The sequence below is a fragment of the Methanolobus sp. ZRKC4 genome (genome assembly GCF_045291305.1).
Lineage (GTDB): Archaea > Halobacteriota > Methanosarcinia > Methanosarcinales > Methanosarcinaceae > Methanolobus.
On sequence record NZ_CP146983.1, the window covers coordinates 2174233 to 2187617 of the forward strand.

At 35.9% G+C, this 13385-nt stretch carries 7 protein-coding genes; all 7 read right to left on the reverse strand.

Annotated features, from left to right (window positions below):
* Nucleotides 1–297: 297 nt before the first annotated feature.
* A complete protein-coding gene (locus tag V7O67_RS10805) occupies nucleotides 298–2850 on the reverse strand; it encodes a PAS domain-containing sensor histidine kinase (protein ID WP_342304825.1) in 2553 nt (850 codons plus the stop codon).
* A 421-nt stretch (nucleotides 2851–3271) separates the two neighbouring features.
* Complete coding sequence (locus tag V7O67_RS10810) at nucleotides 3272–4561, reverse strand: M1 family aminopeptidase (RefSeq protein ID WP_406669997.1); 1290 nt, start codon at nucleotides 4559–4561, stop codon at nucleotides 3272–3274.
* Between the two features lie 615 nt (nucleotides 4562–5176).
* On the reverse strand, nucleotides 5177–5389 hold the full coding sequence (locus V7O67_RS10815) for a hypothetical protein (protein ID WP_342306544.1): 213 nt from the start codon (nucleotides 5387–5389) through the stop codon (nucleotides 5177–5179).
* Between the two features lie 18 nt (nucleotides 5390–5407).
* Entirely contained in the window at nucleotides 5408–6940 is a 1533-nt protein-coding gene (gene ltrA, locus V7O67_RS10820) for a group II intron reverse transcriptase/maturase (RefSeq protein ID WP_342304721.1), read from the reverse strand.
* A 211-nt stretch (nucleotides 6941–7151) separates the two neighbouring features.
* Nucleotides 7152–7295, reverse strand: coding sequence for a hypothetical protein (locus tag V7O67_RS10825; RefSeq protein WP_406669888.1), 144 nt, complete (start codon nucleotides 7293–7295; stop codon nucleotides 7152–7154).
* A 459-nt stretch (nucleotides 7296–7754) separates the two neighbouring features.
* The gene (locus V7O67_RS10830) at nucleotides 7755–10922 is read right to left on the reverse strand and encodes a PKD domain-containing protein (protein WP_342304822.1); all 3168 of its coding nucleotides are present in this window, start codon (nucleotides 10920–10922) and stop codon (nucleotides 7755–7757) included.
* Nucleotides 10923–12151: 1229 nt separating this feature from the next.
* Nucleotides 12152–12997, reverse strand: a complete 846-nt coding sequence (locus V7O67_RS10835) for a DMT family transporter (RefSeq protein ID WP_342306495.1) — start codon at nucleotides 12995–12997, stop codon at nucleotides 12152–12154.
* Nucleotides 12998–13385: the final 388 nt, after the last annotated feature.

The window sequence follows — 13385 nt, forward strand, 5'->3', positions numbered from 1 at the left end:
TTACTGAATATTTTTTTAACACATAGAATGAAGCCATAGTATATTGTTTTTTGCATCATTAAAACAGTCAGGCTGAATAGTTACAAAGAAATTTAAAATTGGTCTGGGCAGGGATGTAAATGTTTTAATGGAGAAAACAATTCTTGCCGGAGATAAAGAATGTCGTTTCAAAGTGCTACTATAACTTACCAGGGAAACAAGCTTTGTGAGGATTCGGGAGAATTAAAGAATGATTATGACAAAGATCGATCCTATAATCGCCGAGTTTTCATGCCGTAAAGATTCATTATTATAATGTTATCCTTTCTTCAACATTACCCAGAAAACACTGCCTTTTCCTTTTGGATTATCTTCCACTCCATATTTGCCACTATGTAGTTCTATTATCCTTTTAACTATAGCAAGGCCAAGTCCTGTTCCCTTTATTCCTTTTTTGTCAGCGCGGTGGAAACGGGTGAAAAGAAGCGGTTTATCTTGATTGGGAATGCCAATTCCAAAGTCAGCAACACTTATCTTCCACATGTCCTCTTCATCGGTAAAAGCTATTTCTATCGCACTTTTTGGAGGACTGTACTTAATAGCATTGGAAAGGAGGTTTGCAAAAACCTCTTCAATAACCGTATTGACCATTGACGGGTAAGGTCCGTTTCCTGTAAAGATAATTTCATGCTCTTTCATTTCTATCTGGGCTTTGAAACTGTCCAATACCATTTTGAAAACAGGAAGAATATCCATATTTTCAAAAGTAATGTCTTCTTTATTTTGTAGTTTAGCCAGTTTAGTAGCAGTTTCAAGAAGCTCGATGAGTCTGTTGTTATTCTCCCTTACTTTTTCTGCAAGTTTGAGTGATTCCTCATCAGTAATGCTAAGGATTAATTCTTCTGTATAACCCTTGACAACACTGGCAGGCGTTAGGAGATCATGTCTGATGATGTCTGTGAAAAGATCTTTTAGTTCGTTTGACTGCTTGAGTTCGCCTGCATATCTTTTAAGCCTCTCTTCAGCTTTCTTCCTCTCAGTTATGTCTCTTGCGACTGAGATTATTGCCTTTTCCCCTTTGTATTCAATTAGCCTCGAATTTACTTCATGAGGCAGTAAGGTTCCGTCCTTGTGAACGTTATATATCTCAAAAATAACATTTTTTTCTCTTAATATGCGTTCGGTATATCCATCCATAAGAGGTTTCATTCCCACCCATACCATGTCTTTTGGACGCATTTCAAGCATTTCATCCTTTGTATATCCGGTGGAAGAGAGTACAGCCCTGTTGACATCTATAAATTTTCCATGGGGTTCATGAATAGATATCAGATCATCAATATGGTCAAATATTGTTTGAAGATTCTTTTTCGATTCTATGAGCATTGCTTCCATTTTTCTGCTCTCGGTAATATCTTCTCCTGAACTGATCACTCCAATACGCTGACCATTTTCGTCTTCAAAGGGTACATCGTGCCAGAATATTAGTCTCTCTTCACCATTTTTTGTAAGAACCAAATTTTCGAAATATTGAGGTGGATCGATTTCACCGTTAATTACTTTAATAAAATTATCCCGGGTCATTTCCCTTACGCTTTCAGGAAGGAAATTATCAAACCAGTTCTTGCCTATAATCTCATCTTTATCGTAACCAAGAACTTCTGCTCCTTTTTTGTTAACAAACATGATATTTGTATCTGTGCCAACTATTCCTATTATAGAACCGGCAACATCCAGATAATTCTCAATTTTATCCCTTTCATTTTTAAGAAGTACTTCGATATTTTTCCTTTTGCTGATATCCCTTATAATAAGAAGTTTTGCTTCTTTCCCTTCATAATTAATTTCCGAGCTGGTGATCTCAACAGGTATCTCTTCGTTGTTTTTTGTAAGCAGGTTGATATGGGATATTATTTTATTATCCACTTTGCTGTTATATTGGTGGAGCCACTCACTAAAATTTTTATGTTCACTTATAGGAATAAGTTTCAGGTAATTTTCATCAATGATCTCTTCATATGCATATCCGGTAATATCTAACATTCTTGAATTTGCAAACCTGATTGCTCCTTCCTGAACGATAATAATCCCATCATTACTTTTTTCGACGATAGTTGAATACTTTCTTTCAGATTCCTGCAGTTCATACTCAGCCTTTTTTGTATCTGATATATTTTTTCCAACACAGATAAAGGTGTTATCTTCATCATTTTCAAGTGGTTTGCAGGTGATGCTCAAAGGTACGCAATCTCCATTCTTGCATCTATGCTCAAACTCAAATGTCGAGATTCCCTGCGTGACAGCATCTTTTATCAGAGAGGATTCTCCAAAGTCACCAGTGCATTGGGTGAGTATGTCCTTAATGTTCGTTTGAAGGAGTTCTTTGGCAGTATATCCTGTGCAGTTTTCGAAACATTTGTTGAAATCAAGTATATTTCCATTCAAATCAACTACAAATATATAATCTTCAAGTTTGTCGTAATAGTTCCTCACCTTTTTTTCCATTTTTTCTAGTTTCGTAATTTCTTTCCTTTTTTCAAAAAAGATAGAAATCATTCTGGAGATAAGGTGTAGCAATTTTTCATAATCAGGGATATGGTATGCATTATTTTCGACTTCTGTATTCTTGCCTGCGATTATGATTTCAATAAAACCTTCTTTTTTTCCGTGTATCATGATGTCACTGGTAAGAAGAACACCAGATTCAACGAAGGATTGGGACTGGCAATGCTTATCCAGCCAGGACACTTTAGCGGATACGTTTCCAGATTCTGAAAATAAAGATGGTATCCTGTCTACAAGTATCTTCAATAATTCTTCAATTGATACCTGATTTAATATATCATCAAGTACGTCAACTAAATTTTCCATAGTGTTTTCATTGTTTTTAAAATACCCATTCATTTCCCACTTACCCCATAAGTGAATAAACGGCATGTGATTTTTTAAAGTCACAATAGTGCATGGTCTTCTACACTACTCATTTCCTTTATGCTTCGTTAAGTTATAAATATATTCGCCAGAAGTATATTTTATAAAAGTATTCTATTTTAATCATTTGAAAACATGTAACTATTCAGCCTGGCACGATTTGCCTATTGGTACTGATTTCATCGAAATAGAGATGTCTGCTCACTAACAATCTAACAATCAAAAAAGCAATCAATAGCAACAATCAAAATAAATGATCCTAATGAAATTTACGTTTCAACTTTTTGTCAAGATTGTTATTGATAGCGTTTTTATCAGGCTGAATAGTTACGAAAACATATTGATGCAGACTAGGTGTATTTTAGGCATAGATAAAAGTTTTAATAAAGCTTGTATCCTGATTTGAAACTGAATCAACGATTTTAAGATAATCCAAGTTATCAATATCGTCTCCGTAATTTACAAATAGTTGGTTCATTTCCTGCAATGTGTCAATGCCTGTTGTTTCATATAATGTAAGGGTAAGGGAAAATGCTTTTTTGTATCCGAAATCTACATATTCTTCCGTAGAACCATCGATACTTTCAGGTGTATCCCAATCGGATAATGGGTAATCATATTGATATTTCAGATTATTGTATTTGTCAAGGAATCTATTACGTCTTGAGACAGCTTCTTCTGGTTCTATTTCACTTAGGATCAAATACGAATACAGGTCTGCATAACCTTCATCCATCCACAATTGGTCAAAGTTGCAAGCGCGTGTCCAGTAATGTGCAAGTTCATGTATGAGTATTCCATGGTTGGAAGTATATAATAACCATATTCCGTTCCTTCCCTGGTTATATCCGCCATATCCGCCGGTTTCAGTTAGATTTGCCTGTGTGATCGTGACGTTGTATTTTGCAGGATATGCAATTCCCCATTTGTCTTCAAGCAACGTTAAACTCTCAACGGTTGTTTGCATGATGTCCTGTGCCCACTCCTCTTCGCCTTCCCAATATCTGACTTCTACATCCACATCTCTTTCTGTAAGATGAGCTGTATCTTTTAATGTCAGACGTGGCGATACTCTTACGGAATTGACAATGCAGGACTTGTCCCATTTTTGCCCTTTCTCGAATATATACACACTTGAATATTTTTTATCTTCTATTTTGTAATCATCTCTACCTATTTGCGTATCAAAATCCGATGGCACTTCAAGTGTGACCTCTATGTTGTCTCCATATTCGTTTAAGGAAAAAACAGCCGTATTCCTGTTTATCTCAAGTTCATAATCTATATTGAATGTGTAATTTTCCTCATACCAGACCTTCTGGTTGAAATTGAACACATAATAACCGTCAGGAGATATCTTGAAAACAATTGGATTTTCATTGTCGCGGGCTTTTATATTCATTGCCCCTTCCGGCAGATAATAATTGTAGTTGGAGTAGTAGCCTCTCCAGTATTTTGTATCAGTGTTGTTATTAAAAAATGTGATATCTTTGGAAACTTTCACAATCCCTTCTTCAGGAAGTAATTTGTAACTGGATACGATATCAGTGGAAATATCATTGCTATTGGCTACTGTTGTATGAATGGTAAACAGGAGCAAGATTAAACAAATTGTTCCTACAAGTATCCGACGTTTTTGAATATGCCCCATCACAATCTAATGAGAGGACTGTGTGTACATCGTTTAAACTGTTATGTCATGAAAATCTCAATTATGTGCATATAATTTAATAGTATGGTCACAAATTCATTAAAATTCAGTCTAAATTATTAATTTATGTACTCACTATTAAATATACATGTACAAATATAATTTACGGCTGCCTTGTTTTATATTTTATCCTTGTTACCATGTGCCACAATAGCAAACCATTTAAAGAGTGTTTCCTCAAAATCAAATATTAGTTTAATATTATATTTAAAATATTATCTCACACGTTTCGTTTTAATCCAATACTTATTACGTCTATTTCAACCAGGCAATTATACTACAGACTCAACTTCACTCACTCCAACGCACCAATATACCAGTCACATTCGTTCCTTATCTACAAGGTTCAGTCGAACCTATCTCATCTGATACTACACAAAGAGGTTAGAAAAGTATTTCGTTATGGGCCGCCACCAAAAAAGAAGGAGAAACTGACGAAAAATAGATCCCTCAAACATAGGATTTTTCGACCAAGGTACTGGGTAAGGGCAAAAATTAATTTAGTTGGGTATTTGAGAGATAAATATATTGCATTAATTTCGTTATTTCGTCGATTTAATTTATCCATTTTCCTTCTTTCGGCTCTGTAGAAATCCTCATTTTGACAACAAGTATAACCTTGACATACCTGTCAAGGTTATGCACAAGTAGCTTGAATTTGACTTCTTTCAGTTGATTCCAATACCTGTCGAATAAGAAAGAGCGATTACTCGCCCTCCCTCTTCTAAGAACCGTACGTGAAAATTTCTCTTCATACGGCTCAAGCATTCTATAACCCTTTAAGTATCAGGCAGTTGTTAGACTTTCCATGATATTTTGCTTCGACGCCACTAGTTTCTGTTTTCTCAGATAGCTTATTCTCCATTTAAAGTATTCTTTGTCTACATATGGGTTCTTATCCATTTTTATGCGTGGATGTCTTACAATCTTTGTATGTGCAAAAGATTTGAGTTTAAGCCCTTCTGTGGAGAATACCCATTTCCTTGACCCTACCCTATGCCAATATCTATCTACTATCCAGTGGTGTGATTTATCTGGATGCCGCCTTTTAGCCCACGTCCATAGCATATCCCATAATCTGGAATCAAGCTTACTGAACGTATTTTTAGAGACAACTGAACGGTGATATTCGCTCCATCCAGTGATAATAGGGTTGAGTTCCTTAATGAGAGAACTCTGAGACCGAGCTTTACCTTTCTTAATCACGTTGCTAATGCTTTTTGTGATATTCTCAATAGATTTGTTCGAGGGCTTGGTTAGAAGTTTACCATTATATTTCCGGAAATTCCATCCCAAGAAGTCAAATCCATCGTCTATGTGTGAAACAAGAGTTTTCTCACGAGATAGTTCTAAACCCCTATCTTTCAAGAATAGTCTGATAACCTCAGCAATATCTTTAGCCACTTCCTCTGAATCAGCAGTGACGATAAAGTCATCTGCGTATCTCACAAAATTGACTTTATGGGAATTATAACTTTTTTTGTTAATAGTTCCCTTCCTGTTTGTATGATATTTGCATGCTATTGCATTTTTCATACCGTCCAATGTGATGTTTGCCAGTACTGGAGATATTATTCCACCTTGAGCAGTACCTGCTTTGGTGGGATTCAGATGTCTATTATACACAAAACCAGCTTTAAGGAATTGCTTTAGTATTGACCGGTCCATAGGAATATTGTTCAAGAGCCATTCGTGATTTATATGATCAAAGCATCCTTTTATGTCGCCTTCCAAAATCCATTGAGCAGAGTTTCTTTTACTCAGACATGCGAACAATTGAGCTTCTGCATCTTTTGAACTTCGATATTTACGGAATCCAAATGATGTTCTGTCTGCTGTGGTTTCTGCTATTGGGCTTAAAGCAAAAGCATATAATGCCTGCATTGCTCTATCGTACATTGTAGGAATGCTTAATGGTCGTTTTTTCTTCTTTCCTTGTTTCTCAATATAGATTCTTCTCAATGGTTTAGCTTTGTAGCTCTTACCAGACAGTTCTAGAACGGCTTTCATCTTAGATTTGGATGTTGTCCATTTTTCTCCATCGATTCCAGCTGTTCTTTTACCTTTGTTCTGTGTTACTTTCTTTACTGCCAATAATTTGGCATGAAAAGAATTGGTAAGCAGGTATTGTAGTCGTTTAACTAAATGCCACTTCTTTTGTCTAACCGCTTTTACAATTCGGGCTTGCAGCTCATTAACGTTCCCTTCGACTGTTTTCCAGTCGATGTCCTCCCACTTGAATGGGATTGAATTGTCTGCAAGCCTCTCACCTGATGGTGTAGTCGAGTATCTTGCATTCATAAGTTTGCCTCCTTTCATGTAATAGAACACCTACGGTAAGTCTGCTCCCTTTCGGGACAAGGCAAATTTTGAACCTCTATGCACTCCATTACAGACTGCCATTTGCTTTCTACCGTTTCCTTTATCCCCTGTGCTATTGTTCATTCTCACGAATTAACTACCTTTTTTTTTTTTTTACAGGAGCACATGGGACTTACCAAGTTCTATAATATGAATAATCACGGAAACCTTAGAAGCCATCTATAGGCCGGGAATCTGTGTCCATTCTCCATAATGTGCAAAAAACCATTATGGCCTGATTCCATACCTTTTGGTCTAAGCGTATCATTCCATTTCGCTTATCAATCATAACGACCCTTACGATGATTTGCATTATACTCTTCATAGTTTCCTTATCCTAGCAGATAGTCAAGGATTGGAATTCCTTGCTTTCCACATTGTCCTGTGAGCTTAACACAATGATGTTACCATTCTATGCATCCCACAGTAGGATTATCCCGAATGGAAGGAATAGCTGTTAAGCAATTCATATTGTAACTTCTTGTCACACTTTCGCATTGATATCATTTATGCTTAGAAACATTTGGCTCCATCTTCAGAAAAAGCATTTTACGATTGTAAAACAAGGCCCTCAGATAATTGATGAGGACAAATTCAGATTTGATAGATTTATCCTGTTTGTTGGAGAATGGCTTAGAAGAAAGCTAAGGATTCAGTTAGTTGTGCAGTGTTTAAGGTAGATCAATTAAAGGAAAAGGCAAAGGTGATGAAATTAGAGAACTACTGAACTTGTAGGTTCACCACAGTTAAAAATATAAGATAAATGGAAGGCTTAAAGCCCTCCTCCACCCTTCTGCTTTTTTGTAACAACTATTCCAAGTATCAGAACAAGCCCTATTCCCATAATCCAATAGAAATAGCCAGAATTACTATCATCTGTTGTATTATGTACCTCTACGTTAGCTGTTTCTTGAGAGGCACTACCTTCAGTGCCAGTTTCTGTTTGCTGGTTATATCCATCAAAACTTTCAGATATTTCATTAGTCTCAGTTTCTTCAAGCCCTTCTGCTTTTTCCTGGAACATCAACCACTTTATGTAAGCAGGAAGACTATCTCCCGAAATTGACACTGAATCTGAAGAATGACTATAATCACAGACTACTGCAAATGGTGAAAAACCTGAAATGTTCCGGACAATGAAATAAGAATATGTTCCATCGTTACCAATAAGTTCTGGAGTATAAGATTCCCATGTCAGACTGGTCCAATGCTTAAGGTAAACGGTGTTTATGATCAATGTGCCACTGTTAAGTTCATTCAAAACCCTGAATTCGAGAGTTTGATTACTACTTTCATTGTTTACCAGAGTTTCATTATTGAAGCCAATGTCAAAGTATTGATAAACAGAATCTATTGGGAAATCTAACATAGACTCATTTAATGAAGATACATTCATTACCTCCACTTTTAACATAACTCCACTTGTGTTACCTGAAGTGTTAAATGAAACATTCTGAAGACTAAACGGAATGCTGTTAGAATCTGTTCTGTTATTATCTGTACTATTGAAATGAACATTTGATTCGTTTCCCAAAACAACTATTTCAGGAGTTTTGTTAACCAGAAAATCAATTTCATTTTCATCGTTTGCAGATGAATTTGTAACAGTCCATTCCCATGAGAAAATATCTGTTCTTCCAATGCTCTCATTACTGACATTCACTGAAACGTTGTATACTTCCATGAAGAAATCATTCTGATCTATATACTGACTCGTGTTTATGTTGCAGTATGAGTTCTTTGATGAGTCCATTAGATTAGCATACAAATCAACACCTGATCCATTAATTGTAGTGCCATCAATGAACCATTCATAGCTAGAGAATAAAGTAGTGTTTACACTAAAATTAAACTCATCACCATAAATAGAGAGTATTTCACTGTCTTCCGGTGACAATGAGTAAACTGGGTCTTGTGCTGCCCTTATGTTGAGGTACTTCATGGAAGTTCCGTTACCATTTGATACGGTCAGGTTTACGGTGAAATTGCCAGATCCGAAGTCATGTATTGGATTTTGGTCAGTGGAAGTATTTCCATCTCCAAAGTCCCAATGCCAGTTTTCTACAAGCCCTGATGAATTGTCCTGGAAGTATACGCTCAGCGGGGAAACACCTCTTGTTGCATTAACTGAAAAATTTGCAATTGGAAGAATGGATACATTAATATTGATATCCTCAGTTGTGTTGATATTCCCTGCAAGGTCAATAAAGGTACAATTATAAACTATTGAACTGACAAGTGTTCCTGAGTTACTTGCTGGAATGGAAATGTTCCATAAATAATTGGATGAATTCTGCACCATCTCGTAATTTTGACCATCCACACTAATATTACCAAAAGCAATTTCGATATTGTCAGTTGCATTGAGCTCTATTGTGATATTTTCACCCGTGTTTGCAGTCAGAATCTTTTGCACCCAATTGTAAACAGGCAGCTCATTATCAAGTTTAAATGCACTTGATATAGAATAATTAACGTTACTTGCATCATTAAGGGCTTTTATATGAAGATACCAATCACCATTTACTGAATTTTTTGTAAGAAGATCCCCATTGTTGAATGAAGTCCACGATCCAACTGCACCTATACTGCTGTTTTGAATCCATGAATACTGAAGACTTTGATTATAGGCTGAACTATTTGTGACATTTACAATAGTGCCATGAGATGTCGCATATGTACTGTTCCCATTTTCACTGAACTCAATAAAAGCACTGTACTGGGATGTCCATCCCACATTTACTAAATTAGAAGTAATTGTCTCATCACTGTCACCAACAAAGGTTGCTTTGACAGTATCTAATCCACCTGAAGTTCCCGTATAGGAAAATGTCGTTTGACCATTGGAATCTGTAGTATTGGTAAACGTTGTTCCATTATGAGGACCTGAAATTACCGTGAACGTGACATCTTTATTTGCAAGGGGGTCACCGCTGTCATCCTGTAAGCTTGCTGTGAGAGTATGCTGAGTATTCTTGTAAACTGTAGCATTTGAAGGAGACAGGATTATTCCTTCACCCACAATTGCAGTGGTTGATTTCATGAAGAAATATGAAAAGAAGATGTTATCGTCGTTTGAAGGATTCTGCGTAAAAACTGATATATCTGTGTCCCCGTTAGAGACTAAGGGTAGAAGATTGTAAAGTTCATCATCATATCGAGTGTTAGGAGGAGAAGTTAGTGAAGGGTCTACAGGGTTGGAGTTGCTATCATCCAGACCCCCAACAGTTATAAGCTGGCCATTAGAACCTGCTCCATCATCCTGACCTCCTGCAGAAGATGTTAAACGCTGACCATTAACATCTATTAAACTTACCTGACTACCTTGATAACTGTAGGATATAGCCAGTCCCATGTCAATAGCTAAATTAGAATTACTTTTGTTGATTGAATCTGATAAACCAATTTCAAATGAATCTCCTGTAGGGTCCTGTCCACCAAATAAGAGTATTACTGTATTGTCTTCAGCCTGATTTGGATCATCAAATATTACTGCAAGAACTTCTCCATCTATTTGACCAGAGTTAATTGATTCTACAATATTGAAATTTACTCTTCCTGCAGGAGCAGAATCTACAATTGGCTGGACAATTGAAGTTACATCCGCCCAATAATTATACCAATCATTCGAACTCTGATCTGATAAAATAATACTATCCCAATTAATGCCGTTGCCTTCAAATTTAATGGTTCCATTTGCGATTTGAGCACTAGGAGTACCCGTTGCCAAAAGATAAGCTCCCCTTACAGTTGCATTAACTGGTTTTTCAACCTGGATTACTCCGGTGTCTGCAGTTCCAAGACCATCCACTGACACGTTGATTTTTCCATATTCAGTAACCACCGGTGTAAGCCCAGTTGAAGATACAACACCTACACACGATAGCAAAAATAACAATAAGATAGAATATCTCAATATTTGCAATCCTTTCAAAACCATTTGAACAACCTCAATGCGAACATGATTATATTATTCAGCAAATATTTACTTATATTATATAAAATAAACCATAAATAGTAAAAGATGTGATATGAAATAAAGGCTATTGATATACATTCTACCATTGTGATGTAAAGAAAAGGTAACTATTCAGCCTGATAAAAACACTATCAATAGCAATCTTGACAAAAAGTTGAGACCTACATTTTATTAGGATCATTAATTTTGATTGTTGCCATTGATTGTTGCCATTGATTGCTTTTTTGATTCTTAGGTTGTTAGTGAGCAAACATCTCCGTTTTGATTAAATTAGGGTAACTATTCAGCCTGATAAAAACACTATCAATAGCAATCGTAACTATTCAGCCTGATAAAAACACTATCAATAGCAATCTTGACAAAAAGTTGAGACCTACATTTTATTAGGATCATTAATTTTGATTGTTGCCATTGATTGCTTTTTTGATTCTTAGGTTGTTAGTGAGCAAACATCTCCGTTTTGATTAAATCAGTATCAATAGGCTAATTGTGGTAGGCTGAATAGTTACTAGCAATCTTGACAAAAAGTTGAGACCTACATTTTATTAGGATCATTAATTTTGATTGTTGCCATTGATTGCTTTTTTGATTCTTAGGTTGTTAGTGAGCAAACATCTCCGTTTTGATTAAATCAGTATCAATAGGCTAATTGTGGTAGGCTGAATAGTTACAAATTAGGTAACTATTCAGCCTGATAAAAACGCTATCAATAACAATCTTGACAAAAAGTTGAAACGTAAATTTCATTAGGATCATTTATTTTGATTGTTGCTATTGATTGCTTTTTTGATTGTTAGATTGTTAGTGAGTAGACATCTCTATTTCGATGAAATCAGTACCAATAGGCAAATCGTGCCAGGCTGAATAGTTACTAAATTAGTATCAATAGGCTAATTGTGGTAGGCTGAATAGTTACAAGAAAAGAAACATTGTCAAAATTGGGGGTGCTAATACAATTTGCAAAAATGTGAAAAATATACATAGTTGTGGGATATTTCCAAATAACAGTTCATATATTTGATTTTTATAGGATTTCACAGAACCTAATTATTTGCTCTGTAGAAATCTTCATTTGAAAATATAGAGGCACATACCTTACTTTTCTTCCATCATCTAGCCCATCCTCACCAAAGAAATGTAAAAAAGTTAGCATTAAAATTATTTAATTATTGCTTTGTACGTGCGGACTGTCAGATCGATATAAGGATTATAGCGGACAAAGCGGCTATAACTCCTACCCATTGACGCGGAGCAAGTTGTTCTTTTAATAATATACATGCCAACAATACTGTAACTGCAGGACTTAATGATGAGAGAATTGTGGCAATATCCAATCTTCCAGCTTCAGAAGCCAGAGCAAATAAGGCAGCTCCTCCTGTATTAAATAATCCTGCAAGTATAACTACCAGAATTGCATCGGACGTGGGTTTATTGGCAGTTTTTGTTAACATTATGAATCCTGTGAGCAGGATAAATGCTAAAATTCGTGAAACTGTTAATGGCCAGTAAATTGCAGTGGCACTGAAATTATCAATGGATATAAAAAACAAGCCAAATAATATACCCGCAATTAGTGAATATTCCAGATCTTTTGCTTTTAAATTGGGTCCGGCATTCATACGAACAATAGACCAGATTCCAATAAATGCAAAAATGAAACCCGTGATTTTAAAAATGGAAGGAATACCTTCATTTAAAGCTGAATATATTACAGGTATGATCACCGCTATTACTGCAGCCAGAGTAGCAACTATACTTATTTTTCCTTTGGCCATACCCATATATAGTGCTATCAACCCTGCAGCTCCAAAAAATCCTGCAAGAGCACCCCACATCAGGTTGTTCAGTGGAGGCAGGCTCTCTGAAAATACAAATGCAAGAATTGGGAATATAATAATACCTATGATCTGTGTGACCAGGACCACAGTGTAAGCACTCGTCCGTTTGGCAGCATACCCCCCTGCAAAATCCCCTGCACCCCATGATAAGGCAGATGCAAGTCCTAAAATAATCGCGAGATTTTCGGTAGGTAGCACACTATATCTCCGGTAATTTAAAATCAAGCACTTTTTTAAAATACGTTTGTTTTGTATTCTTTTTCAGATAATAGCTTGAAGTAGTGACCATGTGAAACGATTTTGTAACTATTCAGCCTGATAAAAACGCTATCAATAACAATCTTGACAAAAAGTTGAAACGTAAATTTCATTAGGATCATTTATTTTGATTGTTGCTATTGATTGCTTTTTTGATTGTTAGATTGTTAGTGAGCAGACATCTCTATTTCGATGAAATCAGTACCAATAGGCAAATCGTGCCAGGCTGAATAGTTACACGATTTTGTAATTATTTAGCCTGTATGCCACATGAGTTTATAGTTATAGTTCTTTTTGGGTTTATAGAGATTCTTGGTATTCAGGCACA

Coding starts and splice junctions, on each gene's coding strand:
- V7O67_RS10805 (WP_342304825.1), bottom strand. CDS start 2,850: ATGGAAAATTTAGTTGACGTACTTGATGATATATTAAATCAGGTATCA.
- V7O67_RS10810 (WP_406669997.1), bottom strand. CDS start 4,561: ATGGGGCATATTCAAAAACGTCGGATACTTGTAGGAACAATTTGTTTA.
- V7O67_RS10815 (WP_342306544.1), bottom strand. CDS start 5,389: ATGCTTGAGCCGTATGAAGAGAAATTTTCACGTACGGTTCTTAGAAGA.
- ltrA (WP_342304721.1), bottom strand. CDS start 6,940: ATGAAAGGAGGCAAACTTATGAATGCAAGATACTCGACTACACCATCA.
- V7O67_RS10825 (WP_406669888.1), bottom strand. CDS start 7,295: ATGCAAATCATCGTAAGGGTCGTTATGATTGATAAGCGAAATGGAATG.
- V7O67_RS10830 (WP_342304822.1), bottom strand. CDS start 10,922: ATGGTTTTGAAAGGATTGCAAATATTGAGATATTCTATCTTATTGTTA.